General features: G+C 41.2%; 22 protein-coding genes. 9 read left to right on the top strand and 13 right to left on the bottom strand.

Annotation, left to right across the window (positions count from 1 at the left end; genetic code table 11):
- Positions 1 to 30 precede the first annotated feature (30 nt).
- Together FNW02_RS12750 and FNW02_RS12745 are read left to right on the top strand one after the other, a co-directional pair.
- Entirely contained in the window at positions 31 to 360 is a 330-nt protein-coding gene (locus FNW02_RS12750; RefSeq protein WP_191757904.1) for a hypothetical protein, read from the top strand.
- A 265-nt stretch (positions 361 to 625) separates the two neighbouring features.
- Entirely contained in the window at positions 626 to 1,108 is a 483-nt protein-coding gene (locus FNW02_RS12745) for a pentapeptide repeat-containing protein (RefSeq protein ID WP_191757903.1), read from the top strand.
- A 220-nt stretch (positions 1,109 to 1,328) separates the two neighbouring features.
- Here FNW02_RS12745 and FNW02_RS12740 read toward each other — a convergent pair whose 3' ends face one another.
- Together FNW02_RS12740 and crtH are read right to left on the bottom strand one after the other, a co-directional pair.
- The gene (locus FNW02_RS12740) at positions 1,329 to 2,339 is read right to left on the bottom strand and encodes a serine hydrolase (RefSeq protein ID WP_191757902.1); all 1,011 of its coding nucleotides are present in this window, start codon (positions 2,337 to 2,339) and stop codon (positions 1,329 to 1,331) included.
- A 164-nt stretch (positions 2,340 to 2,503) separates the two neighbouring features.
- The gene (gene crtH / locus FNW02_RS12735; protein ID WP_191757901.1) at positions 2,504 to 3,997 is read right to left on the bottom strand and encodes a carotenoid isomerase; all 1,494 of its coding nucleotides are present in this window, start codon (positions 3,995 to 3,997) and stop codon (positions 2,504 to 2,506) included.
- A gap of 286 nt (positions 3,998 to 4,283) precedes the next feature.
- On the opposite strand from crtH, the gene upp reads away from it, so the two are divergent.
- From upp to FNW02_RS12720, 3 genes are all read left to right on the top strand, one after another.
- Positions 4,284 to 4,934, top strand: a complete 651-nt coding sequence (upp, locus tag FNW02_RS12730) for a uracil phosphoribosyltransferase (protein WP_191757900.1) — start codon at positions 4,284 to 4,286, stop codon at positions 4,932 to 4,934.
- A 76-nt stretch (positions 4,935 to 5,010) separates the two neighbouring features.
- Positions 5,011 to 5,364, top strand: a complete 354-nt coding sequence (locus tag FNW02_RS12725; RefSeq protein ID WP_191757899.1) for a ssl2009 family thylakoid membrane protein — start codon at positions 5,011 to 5,013, stop codon at positions 5,362 to 5,364.
- A gap of 132 nt (positions 5,365 to 5,496) precedes the next feature.
- Entirely contained in the window at positions 5,497 to 5,748 is a 252-nt protein-coding gene (locus FNW02_RS12720) for a YggT family protein (RefSeq protein ID WP_191757922.1), read from the top strand.
- Between the two features lie 87 nt (positions 5,749 to 5,835).
- On the opposite strand, the gene FNW02_RS12715 is transcribed toward FNW02_RS12720, so the two are convergent.
- Positions 5,836 to 6,345 (bottom strand): biotin carboxylase, encoded by a 510-nt coding sequence (locus FNW02_RS12715; protein ID WP_225225609.1) that lies wholly within the window; start codon positions 6,343 to 6,345, stop codon positions 5,836 to 5,838.
- A gap of 253 nt (positions 6,346 to 6,598) precedes the next feature.
- Here FNW02_RS12715 and FNW02_RS12710 point away from each other — a divergent pair, with 253 nt between their 5' ends.
- The 3 genes from FNW02_RS12710 to FNW02_RS12700 all read left to right on the top strand — a co-directional run bounded on the left by FNW02_RS12710 (position 6,599) and on the right by FNW02_RS12700 (position 10,716).
- Positions 6,599 to 7,210 (top strand): hypothetical protein, encoded by a 612-nt coding sequence (locus FNW02_RS12710; RefSeq protein WP_191757898.1) that lies wholly within the window; start codon positions 6,599 to 6,601, stop codon positions 7,208 to 7,210.
- An 89-nt stretch (positions 7,211 to 7,299) separates the two neighbouring features.
- Entirely contained in the window at positions 7,300 to 8,307 is a 1,008-nt protein-coding gene (locus tag FNW02_RS12705; RefSeq protein ID WP_191757897.1) for a zinc-binding dehydrogenase, read from the top strand.
- Positions 8,308 to 8,574: 267 nt separating this feature from the next.
- Entirely contained in the window at positions 8,575 to 10,716 is a 2,142-nt protein-coding gene (locus FNW02_RS12700) for a pentapeptide repeat-containing protein (protein ID WP_225225615.1), read from the top strand.
- A 214-nt stretch (positions 10,717 to 10,930) separates the two neighbouring features.
- On the opposite strand, the gene FNW02_RS12695 is transcribed toward FNW02_RS12700, so the two are convergent.
- A complete protein-coding gene (locus FNW02_RS12695) occupies positions 10,931 to 11,650 on the bottom strand; it encodes a DUF4079 domain-containing protein (RefSeq protein ID WP_191757896.1) in 720 nt (239 codons plus the stop codon).
- Between the two features lie 106 nt (positions 11,651 to 11,756).
- Positions 11,757 to 12,209, bottom strand: coding sequence for a DM13 domain-containing protein (locus FNW02_RS12690; RefSeq protein WP_191757895.1), 453 nt, complete (start codon positions 12,207 to 12,209; stop codon positions 11,757 to 11,759).
- 476 nt (positions 12,210 to 12,685) lie between these two features.
- Between FNW02_RS12690 and FNW02_RS12685 the strand changes: the two genes are divergently transcribed.
- Positions 12,686 to 14,974, top strand: coding sequence for a glycosyltransferase (locus FNW02_RS12685; protein ID WP_191757894.1), 2,289 nt, complete (start codon positions 12,686 to 12,688; stop codon positions 14,972 to 14,974).
- A gap of 189 nt (positions 14,975 to 15,163) precedes the next feature.
- On the opposite strand, the gene FNW02_RS12680 is transcribed toward FNW02_RS12685, so the two are convergent.
- From FNW02_RS12680 to FNW02_RS12645, 8 genes are all read right to left on the bottom strand, one after another.
- Entirely contained in the window at positions 15,164 to 15,727 is a 564-nt protein-coding gene (locus FNW02_RS12680; RefSeq protein WP_191757893.1) for a Uma2 family endonuclease, read from the bottom strand.
- Positions 15,728 to 15,898: 171 nt separating this feature from the next.
- The gene (locus tag FNW02_RS12675; protein ID WP_191757892.1) at positions 15,899 to 17,521 is read right to left on the bottom strand and encodes a glycosyltransferase family 39 protein; all 1,623 of its coding nucleotides are present in this window, start codon (positions 17,519 to 17,521) and stop codon (positions 15,899 to 15,901) included.
- 61 nt (positions 17,522 to 17,582) lie between these two features.
- Entirely contained in the window at positions 17,583 to 19,235 is a 1,653-nt protein-coding gene (locus FNW02_RS12670; protein ID WP_191757891.1) for a glycosyltransferase family 39 protein, read from the bottom strand.
- Positions 19,236 to 19,799: 564 nt separating this feature from the next.
- Positions 19,800 to 20,093 (bottom strand): hypothetical protein, encoded by a 294-nt coding sequence (locus tag FNW02_RS12665; RefSeq protein ID WP_191757890.1) that lies wholly within the window; start codon positions 20,091 to 20,093, stop codon positions 19,800 to 19,802.
- A 320-nt stretch (positions 20,094 to 20,413) separates the two neighbouring features.
- On the bottom strand, positions 20,414 to 21,205 hold the full coding sequence (locus FNW02_RS12660; RefSeq protein WP_191757889.1) for a GNAT family N-acetyltransferase: 792 nt from the start codon (positions 21,203 to 21,205) through the stop codon (positions 20,414 to 20,416).
- Between the two features lie 401 nt (positions 21,206 to 21,606).
- Positions 21,607 to 22,527 (bottom strand): NAD(+) kinase, encoded by a 921-nt coding sequence (locus FNW02_RS12655; RefSeq protein WP_162396853.1) that lies wholly within the window; start codon positions 22,525 to 22,527, stop codon positions 21,607 to 21,609.
- A gap of 6 nt (positions 22,528 to 22,533) precedes the next feature.
- Complete coding sequence (gene nuoK, locus FNW02_RS12650; protein ID WP_006199065.1) at positions 22,534 to 22,839, bottom strand: NADH-quinone oxidoreductase subunit NuoK; 306 nt, start codon at positions 22,837 to 22,839, stop codon at positions 22,534 to 22,536.
- A 109-nt stretch (positions 22,840 to 22,948) separates the two neighbouring features.
- On the bottom strand, positions 22,949 to 23,596 hold the full coding sequence (locus FNW02_RS12645) for an NADH-quinone oxidoreductase subunit J (protein ID WP_191757888.1): 648 nt from the start codon (positions 23,594 to 23,596) through the stop codon (positions 22,949 to 22,951).
- Positions 23,597 to 23,682 lie beyond the last annotated feature (86 nt).

The following is a 23,682-nucleotide window of genomic DNA, read 5'->3' as shown; positions in this document are numbered from 1 at the left end:
TGTTGGCAACTGCTGAGGAACCAACTACGGGTGAGATTTATATTAATGGCGATCGCAATTAACCTTATAATTGCCACTATCCACTGGCTAATTTGGATTTCACTAACGTCTGCATCTATGTTTGGTGTTCCCATTCTTGACAAGATGAAAGCGCTTTTAGCTGTGGCTTTATCTATCAGTTTAATGATGATTTATGCTACCCTCGCACAATTAATACTTTTGCTGAAAACTCCCAAGCGTTCTTTCTGGGTAATTAGTACTATAGGCACAGCAATATTTCTACCACCGATAATTCTAGAGTTTCTCGGCGTCTCTTCGTGGAAAAATCCTAATCTATGGATATTTTCAACTTTTCCTTAGGCAGCTATAGAATACGCTGAGACAACTACAATTTTTATAGCATTTCTCGCTGATTTTAGCATTTTAGTATTATTAAACTTCCAATTAACAAGGCAGATAAAATTAGCAGGAGAATCTGCTACGAAAGTATTGTTGTCAGGACGCTAGGATAAGTAGTTCATCATTCAAAATCGTAACCGCCGAGATCCGCCTAAACATTTTGTGTTCATTTGCGTACATCGGCGTTTAAAATTTGAAATGGCAAAAGTATTAGGATTTAATAATCATGCTAAATCTATCTACTCAAGACTTGCGCCATGCTGCTATCCAGTTTTTACAACACAGTCCTCCCCAACGTCTGCACATTCTTAGAGAACTGGGTATAGCTCGTTATGAATTCTTAACTAAAATACGCCTAAATGAAGCAAATATAATTTGTACAATCCGGTTTTTACAATATCCAAATAACTTAAAATTTCCTAATCTGATAGGAGCAGATTTATCTGGTTTAATTTTAGATGGGGTACATTTCATCAAGGGGAATTTATCAGAAGCTAATCTGCAAGGCAGCAGTTTAGTTAATGCAGACCTTTTATTTGTCAATTTTACAAGAGCTAACTTAAGAAATGCAGATTTAAGGTGTGCAACTCTGAATGAGACTATTTGGTTAGATACGCTAGTAGATGAGTGCGAATTTGGAGCAGGAATCGGATTAACAAAGTTGCAACGTCAAGATTTACAACGACGAGGAGCTAGGTTTAATCACTAGCCTTTTCACCTTAGTGTCTTAGTGCCTTAGTGATTGAAAAGTCAGTTGTTTTAACCACCCTCCGGGTTCATCAGTCGCCTACGGCGGGAAACCCGCCTACAGCGCTGATTCACCAAGACACTACGAAAAGTATGTAGCAAGAACCCGTAGAGTGCGTCGGCTTCCTCCAAATCCAAACTTTAGGCGAACATAACTTTTCAAATTATTGTCTTAAAGCATTTTACCTCGTAGCACTGTTGGGGGAATCAACCGTAGCGACTGGATTTGGCTGATTCAGGTAATTGTAGACTAGATGGGAAACTTGACGAATAAAGTCTCTTCCTCTAGTGTCCTTATATGGACGTCTGACAAAGATAGCCGCTAAATAACGCTTGCCATTAGGCATAGTAATAAATCCAGCGTCGCCAATGAGAAAGCCGATGTCTCCGGTTTTGTTGGCGATGACTGCACCTTTTCCCAAACCTGCGGGAAGCAGTGTATTGGTGACGGTGCGATACAGAATATCTAAGACCTGTTCTTGGCTCTGCGAGGAAACTAGCTTGTTATTGACTAACAAAGCCAGCACCCGTGCCATATCTTGAGAACTTGTAGTATTAGTTCCCCGCAAATCAGCCAAAAGATGCCGAATTACTGTGTCTTTCAGTCCCCAACTACGGAAACGCTGATTGAGTCGTGCCGCTCCACCCAAGCGATCAATAATCATGTTGGTGGCGGTATTATCACTGATAGTAACCATCTTGGTGACGGTTTCCAAAGCTGTGTACTTCTTACCGACTCGCTCATACTGCATTGTCCCAGAACCATTGGTCACTAAGTCGCGCCGCATGGTCAGCATTTCGTTCAGGGTGACTTTACCAGCGTCTAAATCTTGAAAAAAAGCAATGAGAATTGGTAGCTTGATTGTACTAGCAGCAGGGAAAACGCGAGCGCCTCCAACATCGAGATAATTCCCAGTATCCAAATCCAGGAAAAACATGCCTGTTTTCAGAAAACTGTAGCGAGCCATTAAAGCTTTAATCTGAGGCTCTAGCACTTTCATTGGTGAATGTAAGGGAACCACATCAGCAAATAAACTTTTATCATCAACTGCTGGGGTAGTACTAGGTTGAACCGAGCTAATTTCTTGAAACTTTGCAACAGCTTGGACGTTAGACCCAAGTAAGAACACACTTAAAAAGCTGGGTAGGAGCCAGCTTACTTTCACAATATTTGCTTTGGGTGTAAGTCGCATCAGTAGTAACTTGCTGTGTGAGGAGGATTTATAAAAAAACAAAAGGCGCTCACCATTAAAGCACAATCCTAAAATTTTTCGGAATTATGTACTAAGGCGAAAAAGCCATTGCTTGCAAGTTATTGTCAGAACTATTATAAATATTCAACTAATTTGGGTAAATATCACAATCCCAAATCCACGGCAATGCGATGAGCACAGGCAAACCCAGAAAAAGCTACCGCATTCAATCCCTGACCTGGGAAGGTACTGTCCCCCACACAATAAAGCCCTGGAACAGCGGTGCGATTAAACGGCATCCCCAACAACCCCCGCAACTTACGCCGGGGGATTGGGCCATAAGTGCCATCTTCACGGCCCAAAAAGCGGCGATGGGTTCGCGGTGTTCCCACCTCCAGATAATCTAATCCAGCATCTAAACCGGGAAAAATCTTTTCTAATCGGTCAATAATTCGCCAAGCTGCCTCTTCTTTCTTCGCCTCGTACTCACCCAGAGAAAGTCCTTGCCAATCATCTATCCAGTGAGGCGTGAAGGCATGAATTATGTGATATCCGGCTGGTGCTAAATCTGGGTCAAGCAATGTGGGAATCGAAACAAAAATTGTGCCTTCCACTGCTGCCATCTTCTCCCAATCTTCTAGCAAAATATGATGGCACTCTGTCCCCCTAGGTAATACTTCCGCCTTCACCCCTATGTGCAAACTCAAAAAGCTCGGTGACTTTTGATAATTTTGTTGCCACTTTTTCTCATTATATGGTATTTCCTCTGCTGGTAGTAATTGTTCAAAAGTATCCCACCGTGTAGCATTAGAAACTATGCGTTTACCCCGATATACTTTACCATTAGCCAGTTGCACACCCACGGCTTTTCCTTGCTCTGTGAGAATTTTTGTAACCCTGGCTTGGTACTGAATCTTACCCCCAACCTTCTCTAAACCCTCAACTAGTTTTTGGGCAATTTGTCCCACCCCGCCTTTGGGGTAGTTAACTCCGCCGTAATGCCTGTCAGAGAAGACCATTCCAGCATTAATCATTGGTGTCATGTTAGCTGGAACCACCGACCAGCAATAACATTCCATATCGATAAATTTCAATAATTGGGGGTCTTTGATGTAGCGCTGTGCCACATCGCCAACGTTTTGGGGCAAATACTTGGCTAAACCAAGACACGCCAAAGGATGCTGGAAAAATACCCGCATTAGATACCGAGGTTCTTCCAGCGACAGTAAATCCATACTGTTAAGGCAATTAAAAACCTTCCAGCATTCGTCATAAAAGCGACGAATCCCCGGTTCTTCATGACGAAAATAAGCAGCAAGATTTTGCAAAAACTTTTCATAAACCCGGTCAACTTTCAAATCTAGACCTTGGGGTAGATGATAGTGAATCTGCACAGGATCGACGATTGTTTGCTGGCTAACATTCACAGCGTCCAAAGCGCGGGTGAGTAAGTTAGTAGTGCCGTTGTGTCCTAGCCCAAAAATCATCGATGCTCCAACATCAAATCGATAACCTTGGCGTTCAAAATAACCAGCACTGCCACCGGGGATCAGATAACGTTCAAGTACCAGCACTTTAGCACCCTTTGCTGCTAGCTGTGTTGCTGTCACTAATCCGCCAATGCCAGACCCAATCACAATTACGTCAATATCTTGCATGTCAACTTTGCAAAGTTCACAGTTCAGAGTAACCTATTTTGACCCTTGACTCCTGGCAAAAAAAAGAGGGACAAGCCTGCTACCGCTGGCCAATCCCGTCTGCCGATCCTTAAAGAGAGGAGAACACTGTATAACAATATAGCCTTGATTGAGAATAGATGTCAACTGCTAATGAAAAAGTTTATCAATAATTTTTGGAGTGTTGATTTTAGCTGTCAGTCGGTGGCAGGAAAGAGTATTATGATGTTTCAGTTCTTGTACAATAAAAAGTCGCCTAGTTCTGGCTATGACGCTACAACTGCGTGTTTATGTTCCACCCCATCCGCTGATAAAGCACTGGCTGGCAGTCGCTCGTGATGCTGCGACACCTTCAGTATTATTCCGCAGTGCTATGACTGAGTTGGGAAGATGGCTGACTTATGAAGCTGCGCGAGATTGGTTGCCAACGCAAGAAACAATGGTGCAGAGTCCATTGGATTCCTGTCCAGCAACTTTGATTGACCCACAGATACCTATGGTAGTAGTGCCGATTTTGCGGGCTGGGCTAGGATTATTAGAGGGAGCGCAGACTTTATTGCCTTTAGCATCGATTTACCATCTTGGTTTGGTGCGAGACGAAGAGACGCTGGAACCCTCATGTTACTTGAATAAATTGCCAGAAAAATTTGATCCTCAAACACGGGTGTTAATTACCGATCCGATGTTGGCGACAGGAGGGTCGATAATGACTGCAATGACAGAATTGACACAACGAGGTATTGACCCAGCTTTAACACGAATTGTTTGCGTGGTGGCGGCTCCGCCAGCTTTGCAAAAACTCAGTGCTGCTTATCCAGGTTTAATTATTTATACGGCTGCTATCGACGAAAAACTCAACAGCAAAGGATATATTGTACCGGGATTGGGAGATGCAGGCGATCGCATCTTTGGGACTTAAGCTAGTATGCAGCTAAGGCAGAAAAATAGCTTAACTATATGTAAAAGTTGCAAAGTTTGTTGAAGGCGGTAAAGATATGAGTCAGCGAGATGGTTTTACTAGTGGTTTTGTAGCAGGTGCATTTGTCGGTGGTGTATTTGGTGGCGTCATTGGGGCACTGATTGCTTCTCGACGCGATCTGGAATTGACAGGTGAGGAGGACACAGAACTTACAGATAGCCAAGTCGAAGCGAAGAAAATATCAGCGAAACGGCGTCAGATGAGAGCCGCAGAAAGTGAGGGTATGGCAATGGAAACGGCGCGGCGATCGCTAGAAGATAAAATTGCTCAGCTTAATTCCACAATTGATGAAGTGCGAAAGCAACTGGGGAATGTGAATGGTGGTTCACCACAGGCAATTAGCGATCGCTCCGTCACTAAAGACTCTTAAAGTTTGTTTAGGCATGGTGAAAGTGTCAAGTGTGGTAAATGCGTAATCTGCATACACTATGACATGGGCTAAATTAAAATCAATAACAAGACCGCTTTTTACACTTAGCAGGAAACCAAGCTATCTATGGAATTGCAATTACTGGTCAACACTCTGGCGACTTTCATCCAGATTTATACTGTTCTACTAATTATTCGGGTTTTATTGACCTGGTTCCCCACCATCAACTGGTACAACCAACCATTTACCACTTTGAGCCAGATAACCGATCCCTATCTAAATCTATTCCGCTCAATTATTCCTCCATTAGGCGGCATGGATTTTTCACCGATGTTAGCTATTATACTGCTTCAAATAGTAGGTGGCGGTTTGCAAGCTGTGTAAATAACACAGAATTTGCAGTTTACTGCAATTCAAGTAAAACATTCTTAAGTCTGGGCTAGTTAAGTCCAGACTCATCTATTTTGTTTATTAACGCCGGACTTGTCCGCTAAACCCAGCTGCTTTAAACTGCTTCAGCTTTAAAGGTAACGGTTGATTCGCAGGCACAGAAATTCTCAATTCAAAATCGCTAATACCTGGTGGCACTTCGGCAATAGAACCCAGGCGAGTACGGTTTTGCATTACCGAGTCATTGTTGGCATCATAGATGCGTCCAAAAATGTCTGCGTCGTAAACTGTTTTATTAGTGCCATTTTCCGCTTTGCCAATGACAATAAAGCAATTGGCAGACGCAGAACCGCTACTAATAACTGCTCCTTGTGCCAGTTCTGGTGGGCATTCTTTATAAGAAATATCAGATAGTTTAATCTGTGTCAGCGCTTGGGCTGGGGGAGTAATCACCCACGATAAAAAGGTGATCAGGCAGGAAATAAAGACGACTTTTATTAGTCCTGAGCACTGTTTCCTGAGTTGTGAGTAGTTCGATCTAGCCAAAACTAGGGAATTCAATAAGAATACTATGCTGTTTTTCTTTTCCATATCTCAAAATGGTGGCAATTAAAAGTAACTAAACCAACTCAGCACGAGGGTGAGAAGTCTAAGGGTCGGCTTTTGACGCTCTGGTGCAGACGCAGAAACAGCAAATCGGCGCTATCCAATGGTCTGTATCACCAGCGCATCGCGATCGGGACTGTTTTTAACCCCAGCTTACCTGAATTTCACTACCAGAAGATTGGAGACTTTAATTTAACCTTTGTAATAATTAGGGAAAACCCTCAATTGTGATTAACTTATGACTCCAGATGAGGTTGAAACAGTCTTGCAAGCAGCCTTTAATAGTTGTGATGCTGTAGGCTGTCCTCTCACTGATACGCAGAAACAGATATTACTGCAAGTAGTCGAGCAAATTCAGGGAAATTCTAACTCTGGGGCGTCAAATATTGCTAATCCCTTAGACGAACTTAACCCAGAGGAATTAGAAGTATTTTTACAGTTTGTTAAGGACGAAGAACTACGCAACCGCACCTGGAAAGTGCAATTACTTAACGACTGGTTACTAGAAAATGACTCTGGAACAGTACAATTTATCCGCCAACGCTATGGTTTGCAGTGGTTGAATCGTGTTGAGTCATACCATTTTGATAAGTATTCTTATTTTGAGGATGCATTGAAGCTAAGACTAGGCGATCGCATTGAAGTTTCAAATGCGCTATGGGAATGGGTACAAGAGGATGGCCCCTGTAAACGTGAGTGGTTTCCCTGTATGGTGATTCAAGTTGAGGAAATTAGCAATGGTAGTGATTCCTCTACTAATTGCGTCGTCCGCTTCTACAACGGTGCTGAGTACGAAATTCAAGGAATCTACGAATGGAATCGCTACAATTGGCGCTGGCCCCAAAAGTAGAATCTACCGTGTACACAAGTCGATGCTGCGTGTCCACCCTGTTACGCTAAAGTTGCAAAAGAGCGTGCATCTACCAGGAGGAAAGAGTCGTGAAAGCAGTCTTAATGACGGCAACTGGCAGTCCTGAAGTTTTGCAAGTACAGGAAGTACCAAACCCTGCTGTTCCTGTAGGGAATACTGAACTTTTAATACGCTTGGTGGCGGCTGGACTTAACCCCATTGATACTAAACTTCGTAGCCGAGGCACTTTCTACCCCGAGCAAATGCCTGCAATTTTAGGATGTGATGGTGCGGGTGTTGTTGAAGCAGTAGGGACTGGTGTTCAGCGTTTTCGCCCAGGAGACGAAGTATATTTTTGCATGGGTGGCTTAGGCGCACACCAAGGTAATTATGCTGAATATACCGTTGTCAATGAGCGGTTTGTAGCGCGTAAACCTGCTTCCATCTCCTTTGCAGAAGCAGCTGCAGCGCCTTTGGTGTTAATCACCGCTTGGGAAGCTTTGTATGAACGGGGACGATTGGAACCTGGGGAACGGGTTTTGATTCATGCGGGTGCTGGTGGTGTCGGTCATGTAGCAATTCAATTGGCTAAGCTCAAAGGTGCTAGTGTATCTACTACCGTAAGTTCTGAGGAAAAGGCTAATTTCGTTAAACAACTCGGTGCTGACCATGTAATTTTTTACAAACAAATGGACTTTGTGCAAGCGGCTTTAAATTGGACTAACGGCGAAGGCGTAGACTTGGCTTTTGACACTGTTGGCGGTGAAACCTTTCATAAAACTTTCCCAGCAGTGCGGGTATATGGCGATATTGTGACGATTCTCGAACCAAATGCCAATACTATTTGGAAAAATGCCAGAATACGTAATCTCCGCATTAGTTTAGAATTAATGCTGACACCAGCGTTGTTGGGATTAGAACAGAGCCTTCAGCACCACGCAGAAATTCTTGAACAGTCTGCTAACTGGATTGATCAAGGCAGATTAAAAATCCACGTTAGTCATAAGTTTCCTTTAAAAGAAGCGGCAAAAGCACACCAATTACTTGAAACTGGGTCTATCACAGGTAAAATTGTTCTGCTAATTAGTGATGAATGATCGAGCAATTTGCATAAGTTATTTTTTAAACGCATAGGCGCTTCTCTACGAGACGCTACGCGAACGCCTTCCCGCAGGGTAGGAACGCGGAGGTTAAACGCAAAGGTACACAGAGGGTTTTCTCTGCGTTACTCTGCGCTTTCCTTAGCGTCCTTCTGCGTTTTATTAATTCTCCTGTTTCTACCTCTACCAGCTTGGACAGCACAGGCACAACCAGAACGCACACCATTAACTCTGGAATTATTACAAGAGCGACTGCGTACACCGATGCTCCGCGAAGGCAATTTGACGGTGGATTTGCGGCAAATGGTGATCGATTTGCGTCCAGAAAATGGTAGCTTTCGTGATGCTTTTTATCAAATACTGCGAAAAGAATTGGGTGCAAAACCTTTGGGTTTGGACTTTAGCTATTCTTTAATTCAAGGGGATTTTGTAGGTAGCGATTTGGGTTTAAGAACACCCCTCTATGCTCAAGTGATGTCTGGCGACAAGTCGCGAGGCGTCTACGCTCCTATTTTCACTGCAACTGAACAAGAAGAACTGGAACGTTTGCGCTTTGTATGTTTGCAGTCACTTGCGATGTCTGTCTTGAAAAGTTCAGATGCCTGCGGCGGGCTACGCCAACGGCGGAAACCGCCGCTCCGACTTTTCGCTACGACGGGCTACGCCTACGCTTTACCCAACTCAAAAGATTGTCGATCGCTTTTGGGAACTCAGTTAACTCCAGTCAGTGAAATTACTGTATTTCGTGGTGCTTTAACGTTGGTACAAACTCGCTTCAATGGAGAAGTGAAGTTTCTCAATACATTCTTTCTTCAGTCTGTGGATGCCCAAAATGCCACCTTTCTCCAACCTACTAACTGGACTGAAACCAGATTCAGCCGTCCTGTTAGCTTTATCAGTGCTAACTTTCGGCAAGCAAGCAATTTTCAAAGTAGTGTTTTTTTTGACAAAGCTAATTTTAAACAAACCCAATTTCAGGAAACCGCTGATTTTCAAGGCAGCATATTTGTAAATACTGCTAACTTTAATCAAGCAAATTTTAAACAATTGGCTAAATTTAGTAGTGGGCAGTGGCAAGATAATGCAGATTTTTCTGATGTACGTTTTTCTGATCAAGCACAGTTTACTAAAGCTAGTTTCAATCAGTTACTATTAACAGAAGCAACCTTTGAGCAAGCTGTGAGCTTTCGGGAAGCGGAGTTTAATCAACCTGTAAATCTGCGTGGTGCTAGCATTCTCAACCAAGCAGATTTTAGTGATGCGAGGTTTGCCACGGCAGCTTTTTTAAGTGTACCTGGTTTAACTTTTAACTCTAACCAAGCGAAAATTTTAGGTAATCCTGGACAGATTGGTAAGATGTTTTCTATACCTACTTTGCAAGGTAATCAAAGCGTTTTGCGTAATTTGGGGCAAAATTTTCGTCAGCAGCAGCAAGTTACCGATGCAAATCAACTGGAATACACAAAACAACAGCTGCGATTAACACAGTTAAGCCGCAGTTTGATGGCTACAAATATTAATAGTGCAACTCTTGCAAGTTTGATTAATCTAGGATTTTCTAAAAGTCAAGCAGAAGCGATCGCCTACCGCCGTCGGATAAAATCGTTTCGCAACCGCAGCGAGTTACTGACTTTAGCAGACATCGATTTAGAGAAATACATGCAACTGAGCGATCGCTTAGTTGTTAGTGAACCCCTTTCCCCAGTTGCATGGTTATTGCAAGCTTGGAGTTGGTTGGCATTAAGTGTATTGTTGTTGTTGAGTGGCTATGGTACAGATTTTTGGTTAGTTTTTGGTGTGGGGGGATTAGCGATCGCCTATTTTGGCTTGCTATTTTGGCTAGTGGATCGCTACCGCCGCTTGTATCCTATACCAATTATTCCCACATTCTACGAAACCACTTCAATGTTAATTAGTTTTAGCTTGTTAACACTCTTTAGTTTATTAGCTATCTTTCGTAATGCTGAACAACCTTGGCTTACACTAGGTTGTTTTTTAATTATCGTCATCCCTATACCAATAGCTTTATTATTCAAGCTTTATCAACAAGGTCGTTATCACGATTTAATGAACGTTTCCTACTTTACAGAAGATGGGACATTTCGGCAGTTACGATTGTTAATTGGACGCTTACCAGTTATTCCTAGAAATGAGACTTTCCGCGAACGATATATGCCCTTATTATGGAATCGCCGCTGGAATTGGCTCAACTATTATGACTTTAGCCTCAACAATCTATTAAGATTAGGATTTAACGACATTCGCCTGCGAGATGAACATCTACCTGGTATGATCTCTGCACTTGCTTGGTATCAGTGGAGTTTAGGCGTTATTTATATTACCCTAGTTTTGTGGACTCTTTCCCGGACAATTCCGGGATTAAATCTGCTGATTTATCTAAAGTAAGTTTGATTAGATTTACACACTTAGTACTGAGTGCTGTTAGCGGATAGCTATGGTTTAGCCAGTGCTGAGTAAATTACAACTTACTCAGTATTCTATGTACTTGGTAAAAGCCCCGCCCGCAAGTGGCGTGGTCTTTCAACTCAGCGAGAACTCTGAGGGGAGCTTTCCTCCGCTCAGAAGTTCGGTGACTCAGCACTTCTTTACTCAGCACTCTTTACTTTGGTGCTTGGGGGTTTGGTGTCGGACAAGTTTTATTAACGTAATCACACTGATAAATATGAGATTCTTGCCAACTCAAGGGAATTTCTAGTAAATCTCGTGTACCTGTCATACCTTGCCCGATAAATAGTAACAAGGCAATGCAATTTAAAATTGTATGGATGGTGCGCCAGCGCTGAGACTTATCCTGATAAATATCTTGAACAATTGCTAATGAAAAAATCATCAGCAGTGCTGCGCTAATGCCAATATAATAATGTGACCAATACCACTCATTTGTGCGGCGAAATACTCCATCCTGACAGCCCAAAATTACTAAGCCTGCACCTGTTAAAGTTGCAAAAACTGCTCGCCATACTTTCTGATTTGCTCGATAAAGTAATATTAAACAAGTAATAGTTGCAGCAAACATCAATAAGATAAAAACAACTTGGAAAGGTACTTTACTCCAAAGTTGATTATTGATAACATTTTTGCCAATTGGATAAGCTAAACCTAGTAAAGTTAATCCCACAACTGCACTTGTTAGCCATTTTCCCAAATCTCTATGTTCTGAACCAACTACTGGGGGAATTTTGCTTTTATTTCCAGCTAAGTTTTGCAAGCGGCGTTGGCGTGTTTGCCAAGCGAAATTAACCACCATACCAATAAGTGGAAACACGAAAATAACTGCGATCGCAGGATGTACAAGTCCTAAAAAATCTGTTAATTGCATACAACACTTTTTAATAATATAGAATTATTCGTAACAGGTAACTTTATTGAAGTATTTTATTCAATTTTCATTCATTACCTGTTCACTATTACCACTGTTCATAGAACTAACTAGGCAAAGATGCATAACCAAAAGTAGCATTAAATTGACGACACCATACTGCTACTGAGCGAAAATCTGTCAGTTTGACATTTTCAGGCAAAGCATAGCGTTGAGAACCACGTGTTTTTTGTAAGCGGCTAATGCTTACATAATCTTTCTCTTTAATACCATATACTGGCGGTGCATCAGAACGATGCAGAATTACAAATAAGTCTGGGCCGTTATCAGTTTTAAAACTTTGATCAAACTCAAGATAGCGTTTTCCTTGTTCGGTGACAATGCTGACTTTTCCTGTAGTTGGGTGTTCCCCAGCTTTAAAGGTTCCAGTCTCTACCACTGTACTAGCTAAGGTTATTGTAGATTGCGCCTGAATCTCAGGCAGATTTGAATTCTCTGTTGTACAACTTACAGTTATAACGGCAACGATGCCAATAATGGCTAAATGCTGAAATTTCATGGCTTTAGTGTCCTTAAATTCATCTCTAAAGATAATTTAAAGCCTCGTGCCATCACCAAAATTAATTTAACCTGAGAATTGGTTGAGAATTAACCGCGAAATGAATAATTGATTTTAGAATATTGGAAAGTTAATTTCTAACATCATGACAAATGTAATGGTTTAGATATGACATTTATTTAAATGTGAGCAACCACTCTTATTTGTTTAAATTTTTAGTGAGTTAGTTCAGTTATTGGCTCAATTTTTTTGTGTATTACTCTTATTCTTGTTATTTTTGGCTGATTTCTCAAAAGTAAATAGCCTAAAATTCTACAAAAAATTATGACTTATGCAAACAGCAAGCTTATGTATTAAAAATTACAAAACTTGCATTTTTATCATGTAAAATATTATAGTTAATTTTTCGTAACATTTTTTTAAAAATTACGTCACAATAACCAGACAAAATTCTTGGTTTTTCAGGAGAGTTTTAGGTGCAGAAGCGCGAAATAAGAGTATCAAAGCTTAGCTATAAATCCTCTCAATCTCTTGTTTCCAAGAGAGTTTTTCAATTTAGAACAGCAACGCTGATTTTATTGGGTATCGTTTTCTTATCCGCTATTTTCGTTACAGCATGGTTTGCTGGTGAAGGCACAATTGCAAGAATCTTTTCTCAAGTTAATACTTTACAACAACAACCACCAACGTGGTTAGAAGTACCAAGGGTGGAGGTCGAATATTTACTTGCACTAACTGTTTTGCTACTATTAACAGTATTTTTGGTCATGAAAATTTCGCCTCAGCCCCGTGTTTGGTCACGACGGCTGGTAGTGGGAATTTTAATTATTCTCACTTTGCGTTATGTTGTTTGGCGATCGCTCTCTACTCTAAATGTTGAAGATCCACTAAATGGGGTGTTTAGTCTAGGGTTATTCTTCATGGAAATGACATTGCTTGTGGGTAATATTATCCAACTATTTTTCATGTTGAATGTCAAAGACCGACACCGTGAGGCAGACGAAAAATCATTAGCTGTGATTCATGGTAGTTTTGCCCCATTTGTAGATATTTTAATCCCAACTTACAACGAACCAGTATTTATCTTGCGGCGCACGATTATTGGTTGTCAAGCTCTAGATTATACCAATAAAAACATTTATCTTTTGGATGATACCAAACGTCCAGAAGTCAAAAGTTTAGCTGAAGAATTGCGATGTAAGTATGTAACACGACCCGATAAAAACTATGCTAAAGCTGGAAATTTGAATCATGCGATCGCCAACACTCAAGGTGAGTTAATTGTAGTTTTTGATGCCGATTTTGTCCCCACAAAAAACTTTCTCACCCGCACTGTTGGTTTCTTTCAAAATGATAAAGTCGCCCTTGTACAGACCCCTCAAAGCTTCTACAATGCTGACCCCGTAGCCCATAATCTCGGATTAGAAAATGTTATTACCTCAGACGAAGAAGTATTTTATCGGCTAATTCAACCAATACGCGATGTCACAGGTAGCGTGATTTGTGCTGGTACTTCCTTCGTTGTTCGTCGCAGTGCTTTAGAAGAAACTGGGGGTTTTGTAACTGAGTCATTAAGTGAAGATTATTTCACAGGAATTCGGATAACTGCTCAAGGCTATCAATTGATTTATTTAAATGAAAAATTAAGTGCTGGTTTAGCAGCAGAAAATATTGCTGCTTATGCACTTCAACGATTAAGGTGGGGACAAGGTACACTGCAAGCATTTTTTATTAAATCTAATCCTTTAACTATTCCCGGATTAAATATTTTTCAAAGATTAGCTCATTTTGAGGGATTATTAAGTTGGTTTAGCCCGATTTCTCGCGTTTATTTTCTTCTCATGCCGTTAGCCTATTCGTTTTTAGGTGTGATTCCGATTCGAGCAACGTTAGCAGAGATAGTGTATTTCATCTTACCTTGTTATTTGGTAAGCTTTACAGTATTTAGTTGGTTAAATCACCGTTCTCGTTCAGCTTTACTATCAGATGTTTACTCTCTATTACTATGTTTTCCTTTAGCGCTGACTGTAATAAAAGTTATGCTGAATCCTTTTGAGAAAGGGTTTAAAGTCACACCTAAAGGTATAGCAAGCGATCGCTATGTTTTCAACTGGAATTTAGCCCTACCTTTAATTATTCTATTTGTCGCTACTGCTATTAGCTTGTGGCGTAATCTAGGTCTGAGTATGGTTCAAGGAATGTGGGCTACCTCAGTACCACCGGAAGTCGCTCAAGGAGTTAAAGGTATAGGCTTGGGTTGGCTGTGGAGCAGTTATAATTTGTTCATGATTGGCATTGCTTTGTTGATTTTGCTAGATGCTCCCAGAAGAGATGTTTATGAATGGTTTGATTTGCGGCGAGTGGTGCGGTTAAAGATTGGTAAACAAAATTTCTGGGGTGTGACTACAATGATTTCGGAAGTAGGTGCTGAAGTTGCTCTAACTCAGCTACCGTGCGGAAATTTATTTGTAAATCAGTTAGTAAACATCGAAATTGTTGAGGAGAATCTCCATTTAACTGGTGAGATTATACGTACAGGATTTAATAATGAATTTCCCATAGTGCGCGTCCGGTTTGAATCAGTGAATTTGAGTCAGCATCGCCACTTGATAGAAATGTTATTTTGTCGTCCAGGACAGTGGAAATGCCAGAGTACACCAAGAGAATTTAATTCATTTTTGTTAATGTTACGAATCTTACTGAAACCACGAATTTTGTTTGATCGAAAAGCCGATGTCAGCGCGATCGCAGTTTCTAAAGTTTAACCACAAATTGGTTAGAAAGTAAGCGATCGCCCAACTTCATGGTGAACTTAGAATAACCGCTCATAATCTTGTTTAATTCACGTTTATAAGCTTCTGTGTCGGTAACTCAGTATGGCAGATTTATGATATTTGTCAGGATATTCGATTAAATAGTTTCTAGTGATAGATAGCTGACAAATGCCAGCATTTCTAACCACTCATCTTTAACCATCCATAAACTTGATTAACAGTTAGTGTCAGTTCAACTTCTTTTAAAACTGGTAAATAATCTTCACCTTGAAGTAACTCTGGTTGTTGCTCTGGCAAAAATACCAAAATACTCAGGTCATCAGGGTCAAGAAACCACCCCAGGCGGCTACCGTACTTCAAACACTGGAGAATATTACCAATCACTTTGTTCGGCTTTTGTTCTGGCGAGAGAATCTCAATTGTCCAATCTGGTGGCAGTTCAAAGTTATCCGGTACTTGCTCATCGACAGTAAATGGTATGCGTCCCCAGTTGAATATAGCCACATCTGGTACGATTGAGCGTCCTCCAAAGCTACACCGGAGTTCTGGAAATGCGTATGCAATCTTTGGCAATTCTACAACTTGATTTACTACCGCACACAATTTTCCTTGCAAACGGCTGTGTCTCCCTTTTGGCATTGGCTTGGGAATAATTTCTCCATTAATATATTCACTAGCTGGTTTAGTTTCTGGGAGCTTCAGAAACTCTTCTAGGGTTAGAGGTCGAGTTGTCGTAGCACTCATGGCTCCGTCAATCCTGATTTTATTTGCACTTAAGTTTAGCAAAATAAACTATAGCTATAGGTGCAGACCATAGCACTTAAGGAAAAATACACTTTGTTTTCCTGCCATGTCCTTGAACTGTCGAATCGTAGCTTCCATTTAATCAGCAACCTTTACTGGGTGTATTAGAACTCATAGCCTTTTTAGTTGCCAAAGTCCTCCAGCTGGAACTATCTGTACTAATTGACCATATTTCGACTCAATAGCTTGAACAAGTTGGGGCGAAGGACGAAATAAGAATGTTTCAGAATTTTTTGAGAGTAGAGACTTTACATTTGATATCTCTAGTTTGGGAGGCTGACCAAACAATACTAATTGCACATCACTATCTAGTAAATAGCTCAAAGAAAGTATGTCTCCTAAATTAGTCCCATCATAGCCACCATCGCTAAGTAAAATGGGGGAAGAAACAGCATTGACTCGCCGTGCCATTTCCGCATTAAAATGGCTGGGGATATTGCTCCACCAAGTATCAGAAAAAGCGCTAACTGTACAGGATACGACACTGCACGAAATTAGCACTACCATGACACCCCGCCAGAAGCGTTGTCTATTTAGTATTTTAGTTGCGAGTAAATAACCTACCGCTAGCTGCACTCCAGGAAAAGAAGAAATCAAGTAGCGGCTGACCGCAGACCGCTGCGTTTCTAAAAAGAAATCCGACACAGCCAACATCAGAAAAGGCACAAAAATCGCAGTTAGGATAAATAACCAGGTTTTCCGACTGGTGTAACGACATTGGTAGATAGCCGCAGCAATCAGCAGTATAATTAGCAGCCTGGGTATATAAGTCCAGATATTGTTAAAACCAAAATCTAAATCTAAAAATAGGGCAGTAAAGCTGAGAATCCATAGCTTTACACGGTAAAGAATGTCACCACCTTTAACCCAACTTGTAGTGTCTAAAACCCGCTGATAGTTGCTTTTTAACACAAATAACCAGGGGGTGTAGAGAATCAGTGAGGTGGCGATCGCTAGCCCGAAAAATATTAAATTAGAAATTGAAAATTTGTTTTGATTTACAGGTAAATTATGGGAATCTTCTGCCCTCACTTTGGAGTTTTTAACCAAAAGCCGCGCTAACAGCACATAAACTATATGACCACTCAAAGTCAACCCAAAAAAAGGTTGGCTATACAAACCGAGTGTAACCGCCAGTGCATAAAGTCCCCAATTGTACCAAGTTGGCAAGCGCAATGCCCTAAGCAAGAAAAAACTACTAGCAATTACGCATACTGTCAGAAAACTATACTGCCTTGCAATCTGAGCAAATAAGATGTCAAACGGAGATAGAGCTAAAAGCGCTGTCGCTAGCAAAGCTGCTATTCGGGAGGTAAAAAGCTCTCGTCCAAGAGCATACATTGACACTAACGATAGCAGACTCAATAAAGCTGGTAAAGTACGCGATGCTGTGCGAGAACTGCCGAATGCCTGCATCCAGAAACGAGCCATCAAAAAGTATAGCGGTGGATGTTGTGGGTCTTCAACTGCTAGAGATTTGATTGTGTCTACTGGAGTACTTCCTGGTTTTAGACGCTGATACTTCTGTAATTCCTGTGGTGAAATAATCTGATTTTGAAAAATTTCTTCACCAATTTCTTTACCTGTGAATCCAGCTGCTCTGAAAGAAGTGTAGACTTCATCATGCCAATAAATTTTATAATCCAGATTAAAAAACCGGAAAAAAACGCCAAGTACTAATAGTAATACGATGAAAAATCGTAACCAACTCGGAGAAAGTTTGGGATGCCGCATAGCCAGGTTTCACAAATAAGTCTCCAGAGTTTAAGTTTCTCTCACATCGTGTACCACACTGTCAAGCAGTAGATAATTTATTCTTGCGAGGAATATCGCGTCGGCGCAAGCTTCGAGGTTTAGTTAATTTCCAGACTGAATAATAATTATCACTATAAACAATCTCCGCCTTCAAATCGTATCTTTTTTCGATTATTTGACGCCAGTCATATGAAGGATTGAGTAAAAATACATCAGTAAACCCATCAGGAATCTTGGGAACTCTTTGGTCTTGTACCAATAGAAATCTTACTTTAGGTTCCAAAAGATAACTTAAAGAAAAGACATTTCCATAATTAATCCCAGAAGCATCACTAATCAACAGTGGGCTAGTAGTCTGATTAATAATTTGGGCAACTTGTGGATTTCCGTAGCTCATACTTTTATTCCACCAAGTTTCTGCCTGGGAACTTACCCTAGAAGAAACTATACCACAAATAATCAGCAGCCCTATGATTATTTGCCAGTTTTTCCTGCCATTATATAGTCGTGTAGCTATTAAGTAAGCAACAGCTATTTGAATACCTAAATAAGCTGGTATTAAATATGGTTCCGAAGCTGACCGGATGCTTCCAGAAAATAAATCAGGTAGCATTAGCGGTAGTGCTGGCACGACTATCAACGTCACAATAAATAACCAAGTTTTGTGGTTAGTTGTCTGACAAAGTAAATAAATTGCATATCCCACCAGAATTACAAAAATGGATGCAATTAAATAGCTGAAAGGATTTTCCCAGACTAAATTCAAATCAAAGAAAATCCGGCTTAACTGCATCAATAAAAAGGGAAATACAGGCACTAAAGATTTATCTTTAGTTGTCACCTCAGATGCAATCAAAAATTGGAAAAAGTCAGCTATTACAACAGTCATCCAAGGCATGAAGGCTAAAAAACCTACCAGTGATGCTAGCAAATAAGCTCTGACAGTTTCAGTCAACTGGAATCTGTTAGTAATAATTACATAAGTGCCATGAGCAACTGCTACAAATCCACTCCACAAAAATGTGTAAAAACTCAGCGCTAAGGTTACTGAATAAATGCTCCAGGTAGCGAAGCGATCTGATTTTTGCTGTTCTTTGGCTAATTCGTTTTTATCTTTTGATTCCAGATTTATTGCTCGTAGTAGCGCAGCACTAGATAGTAATATGGTGACTAACCAGAGTATATATTCTTGTGCTTCTTGGGCATAAACTAGGTGAATTGGAGAGATTGCCATCAGTGCGATCGCTATGCCAGGTATTGTTAACGGCACGCTAAATAATTCTTGGCATAACCAATAAACGCAAGGGAAAACCAAAAAGCTAATCAAGACAGACAAGCTTCTAATAGCTGTCACTGAGTTACCAAAGATTTCCATCCACAATCGAGCTATTAGATAATAAAGTGGTGGATGTTGAGAATCTGCCGTTGCCAAAGTCATAACTGTGTCATTTAAGTTTTTTTCTCGATTGACACCTTGGAACTTAGCAAAGCTTTCTCTAGCAATGATCAGACCGTTAAAAATTCGCTGTTTTACTTGAGTAGTTGTATAACCAGAAATTCGTAATGAGCTATAAGTTTCATCATGCGAGTAAACTTTGTTGTCAAGATTAACAAAGCGAAACAATACACTCATCACCAACAAAAATACAACTAAAAAACGCAACCAACTCGGGCCAAATTTGAGATGGCGCATAACTAGGTTTCCCAAAAAGTTGTCCAAAATAATCCAGTTAAGCGGACTGGATGAAGTGCGATGATCGCTAAAACGTCAAGTAGAGCTTATTCGTTAAACATCGCCAACCTCATAGCTTGCAGCATTCTCCATTAACAACATCACCCGCCCATAACTTGAAGGATATTGTGTGCGGATAGATTGGGGAGTATGATCCATCAACAATCTGTCTTGATTTCAGTGCTTTTTAACGCACTTGTGCTGTTACAGGTGAACAGTCTAAAATCAAGGTTTTTGGGGTGAGGGGTTAAACCCTGCGGTTAATTATGCCACAGCACCATGAATTTACAGGCGGTTGTTGTGACAGGTGTAAGACATCAACTAACTGTACATTGAGGGTCATTTGATTTGGGAGATTGGCGATGAACACCTCTTCTCTATTAACTCTGAAAATAATTGGCTAAGGTTGTATCAAATCCCGCAAAATTGCTTCAAATTGCAAGTTTTGTCAGCAGCCACACACAATAGCTTTAATGCCCCTACTTTTCTTGCTGATTGTCAACCTTCAAGCAATGCAGGCGCAACTTACCGAAATATTAGATGCGTTAACCATCCCATCGCCAGACCTAGCCCAGAAGTTATGGTCAAAATTAGAAAGGCATGAAATGGGTTGAAGGACTCTCGTAATTTATAAGTTGCTATGGCCATAACTACAGTCCCAGCAACAGCTACAACCATAGTTCCAGCCGCAACTATAGCCACAGTTAAAGTCCTAGCCGCACTCACAACTACAGCCACAGCACCAGCCCCAATCCAGAGCAAAAGCGGGGCAGAGTAAACTGCTAAAAGCCAACCTGTGAATACGTAAGGAAGGTACACTCCTATGAGCCACCTCCAAGGTATATTTCTTTTGGTCTAACCGCCGGGAGCGTTACTACTTTTGGCGCTTTAACTGGCTCAACCGGGGGCGTTATAATTTTTGGCGATTCTAACAAATTTAACCACACCTACATTGACTGAGGTCGATCGCTAGCTTTCAATTCTATTCCTTTGAGAATTGCCTTATTTGTGCGATCGCTAATCCGTATATTTATCTGCTATATCAAAACCGTTTTAAATATCCCTCTTTTCTCTACTCTGCGTAAGCATACTTTGGTCGTGTAGCCGCGACTTACAGTCATTAGTACAAAAGAGCATTTTTACAAAATTGGATAACGCCATCTGGCAAAGTCTGCAATATTAGATATAGTTAAAAAATCAATAGTCTTAAACTGCCGATCAATGGCTGGAAGACTGCATATTTTAGCTCCAATATTTAAATATGCCTGCAAAATATTAGGAAGCTCAACATTACATGCATCTTGACATTTTTGAGTAAGTTCTAGACAAAATGGTGAGTTTGGATAAACTAAAATACTTGGATGCATCAAGGCATTCTGCTGAAAATAATCAAAAGCACAAGCAGCTTGCAAAGGGCATTGTGTTAGTAATGATGCACAGCCAAAAAAGTACTGATTTTTACTCTGAATGAGATAATTTGCTAGCCCTTGCCAGAGTAATAAAAGTGCTTGAATATTGCGGTATTCTTTAGCTATACATGCATACCCAACTTCCACAGATGCCTGAAGCACAGGATCAGGAATTACATTGAGATTAAATATGTCAGCAGCATCAAATCCCAGCCCTTGAGAAGCCATTGCATAGGTTTGCATCCGATAAGTTCCTATCGTTTTACCAGTCTGTTTGGAAATAAGTAACAAATGATGGCAAACCGCATCAAAATTGTCTTGCTCTATTCGGGTGAGGTTAGAAGTAGAGAATCCCAGACCTAGTTCCTGATTAAAAACTTCAAAGCGCAACCGGAAAATGGATTCTAATTCTTCATCAGTTGAGGCAAGCCGTAAGATATAATTTTCGGTTTGAAGAATGGGAAAATCTGTGAAGGGGGGAGTAGGACTTAGTGGGTAATTGATGTTGCGTCCAGATTCCATCTGTCTTCCTACTTAAATTGTGAGAATTTTCTATTAGGATTTAGCAGATCACATTATGTATTAATGTGCCGAAGCGTGATTGAGACAGTTTTCGATAAAAGATTCTCCAGAAAGCTTTTTTTGCTAAATCCTCCCTCGATATCATGTCCGGTTTATTACCCACAATTGCCGCTTGATTTCTTGGATGAGGTATAGGGTGTTTTTATTATGAGCTTGACTGCCGAAAATATCTGGCAATAAGATACAAATTTTCCTTTTACATACGCTACCGATGTAAGTCAGCAAAGAACGTCACGATAGGGTAAGAAAGCCCCCGGATAAATCCGAGGGCTGGAATAATTTTGCGACTCTTTAAGAGCATTACAGACGTACTGCGGTAAATCCACTCTTGAGCTACTCAATCAATTTCGATGATTATTACTGTAGCGAACCCTTGTACCCGCCCAGAGCAACTTCTCCCGCAACGTCTGATAATACGAATTGTTCTCCCGCAAAATAATAAATTTAGCTCGACATTCTGCCATCCGCACATCAACGCGGTGTCCAGGCCAAATTGAAGTTCCTAACACCCCATCTGTCCACAGCTTAGTGCTCAAATCGTAATCCCCCAAAGGCCAAATACTGACCACGGAACCAGGGGGTAAAACCAGAGGGCGACTAGAAAGACTCATTGCACAAATGGGAGTGATGGTAATCGCCTCCATACCATCGTGCATAATTGGGCCGTTAGCAGAAACAGTGTAACCAGTCGAACCTGTAGGAGTGGAAATAATTAACCCGTCCCCTACGTATTGATCGACTACCTCACCATCAATTTCCATTTCAAGAATTGAGGTAATCATTCGGTCAGCGGAAGCGGGTTTGACACAAAATTCATTCAAAGCGAGGTAACGCTCACTCACTGGTTCTAAATTTGAACCATGACCTTCATACACCGCCGCTTGCAACATCATCCGCCGCTGGATAGCATAGCGATCCTCCAACAGCCGATCCCAAACTTGCTCTGTATCCTGAAATTCCTCAACAGATTCAGTTAAAAACCCCAGATGACCTCCCACATTCACTCCCAGAATGGGGATGCCAGCTGGGGCTAAATGTCTGGCACTAGTTAAGACAGTACCATCACCACCGAGTACCAAAGCTAGATCGATTGGTTGACCAGCTGAAGCCAAAAACACTGGATATGGATTGTCTTTTGGCCCGCTAGGCCCCATCAAAACTTGGCACTCGCGGTTTTCTAGTTGTTTAGCACAGATTTCAGCCCAGCGTTTACTCTGGGCGTCTCGCGCTTTATAAGCAATGATTACCTGCTTTAGTTGCACGCACTATTACCACTTCAGGAGATTAAACTGCTCCATATCGACGGTATCGCGGTTGCGATAAATGGCAAGCACGATCGCTAAACCCACCGCCGCCTCGGCCGCCGCCACGGTAATCACAAACACGGTGAAAACCTGACCTTTAATTAATGTTGAGTCAAGGAAATTGGAAAATGCCATTAAATTCAGATTAACAGCATTGAGCAGTAACTCAATTGACATCAGCACCCGTACAGCGTTGCGGCTGGTAATTAAGCCATAGATGCCAATGCAGAATAGAGCGGCTGCTAGTAATAAAAAGTACTGGAGTTGCATGAATCTTATGTCAGTTGTTATTTGTCAAGGGTCAAGGTTCAAGGGTCAAGGGTCAAGAGTTATTTTCCCTTACTTGTGTGCCCCTCTACTCCTTTATCTCCACAGTTCCCTATTCGCGACGAGAACCACCACGAAAGGTATCAGTATCGCTTCCAGTACTGGTGCTTGTCGATATAAGTTCTCTAGGACGTTCTGGCAAAGTCAAAACTGTTTGCCGCAGATCGGATGGCGTAACTTGGTCTGGCAAATACTCGCGACGCGCTAAAATTATTGCTCCTACCATCGCTATCAGCAGCAAAATGGAAGCCAGTTCAAACGGTAGTAAAAAGTCAGTGAAGAAATGTTCACCAATTAAAACTATTGAACTTTCACCAGCCACAGAAGTAGTTGAGTAAGCCCAAGGGGTCGCCAGTACCATCGTACTTAAAAGGGCAAACAATCCTATACTGACTATAGCTGTTAGGACTTTCCGCACCCAAGAGTTGGGAAACGGCACAAAATTCTGCCGTTTGTTCACCAACATAATGGCGAACAAAATCAGCACATTAACCGCCCCAACATAAATTAGTATTTGTGCGGTTGCAACAAAGTCAGCATTTAGCAACAGGTAGATTCCCGCTATGCTGATGAACACGCCTCCCAGCATGAAGGCAGAGTAGACAATGTTGGCAAACAGCACTACACCAATAGCTGCCCCAATCATCATCGCACCTAGCACGCCAAACGATACAGTCTGTACCCCTTCCGCTAAATTCACTGTTTTTGTCCTCAATAGTCATTGGTCATGAGTCATTAGTCATTGGTCATTGGTCATTAGGAAAAAACAAAGGACAAAGGACAAAT

Source organism: Komarekiella delphini-convector SJRDD-AB1, from assembly GCF_014831675.1.
In the GTDB taxonomy this organism is placed as follows: Bacteria; Cyanobacteriota; Cyanobacteriia; order Cyanobacteriales; family Nostocaceae; genus Komarekiella.
This window is presented reverse-complemented; position numbering and strand designations above follow the sequence as displayed.

What these genes read in the sequence shown, in the direction of transcription:
- FNW02_RS12745 (WP_191757903.1), top strand. Translation starts at nt 626, where the DNA reads ATGCTAAATCTATCTACTCAAGACTTGCGCCATGCTGCTATCCAGTTT.
- FNW02_RS12740 (WP_191757902.1), bottom strand. Translation starts at nt 2,339, where the DNA reads ATGCGACTTACACCCAAAGCAAATATTGTGAAAGTAAGCTGGCTCCTA.
- crtH (WP_191757901.1), bottom strand. Translation starts at nt 3,997, where the DNA reads ATGCAAGATATTGACGTAATTGTGATTGGGTCTGGCATTGGCGGATTA.
- upp (WP_191757900.1), top strand. Translation starts at nt 4,284, where the DNA reads ATGACGCTACAACTGCGTGTTTATGTTCCACCCCATCCGCTGATAAAG.
- FNW02_RS12725 (WP_191757899.1), top strand. Translation starts at nt 5,011, where the DNA reads ATGAGTCAGCGAGATGGTTTTACTAGTGGTTTTGTAGCAGGTGCATTT.
- FNW02_RS12715 (WP_225225609.1), bottom strand. Translation starts at nt 6,345, where the DNA reads ATGGAAAAGAAAAACAGCATAGTATTCTTATTGAATTCCCTAGTTTTG.
- FNW02_RS12710 (WP_191757898.1), top strand. Translation starts at nt 6,599, where the DNA reads ATGACTCCAGATGAGGTTGAAACAGTCTTGCAAGCAGCCTTTAATAGT.
- FNW02_RS12700 (WP_225225615.1), top strand. Translation starts at nt 8,575, where the DNA reads ATGCTCCGCGAAGGCAATTTGACGGTGGATTTGCGGCAAATGGTGATC.
- FNW02_RS12695 (WP_191757896.1), bottom strand. Translation starts at nt 11,650, where the DNA reads ATGCAATTAACAGATTTTTTAGGACTTGTACATCCTGCGATCGCAGTT.
- FNW02_RS12690 (WP_191757895.1), bottom strand. Translation starts at nt 12,209, where the DNA reads ATGAAATTTCAGCATTTAGCCATTATTGGCATCGTTGCCGTTATAACT.
- FNW02_RS12680 (WP_191757893.1), bottom strand. Translation starts at nt 15,727, where the DNA reads ATGAGTGCTACGACAACTCGACCTCTAACCCTAGAAGAGTTTCTGAAG.
- FNW02_RS12675 (WP_191757892.1), bottom strand. Translation starts at nt 17,521, where the DNA reads ATGCGGCATCCCAAACTTTCTCCGAGTTGGTTACGATTTTTCATCGTA.
- FNW02_RS12670 (WP_191757891.1), bottom strand. Translation starts at nt 19,235, where the DNA reads ATGCGCCATCTCAAATTTGGCCCGAGTTGGTTGCGTTTTTTAGTTGTA.
- FNW02_RS12660 (WP_191757889.1), bottom strand. Translation starts at nt 21,205, where the DNA reads ATGGAATCTGGACGCAACATCAATTACCCACTAAGTCCTACTCCCCCC.
- nuoK (WP_006199065.1), bottom strand. Translation starts at nt 22,839, where the DNA reads ATGCAACTCCAGTACTTTTTATTACTAGCAGCCGCTCTATTCTGCATT.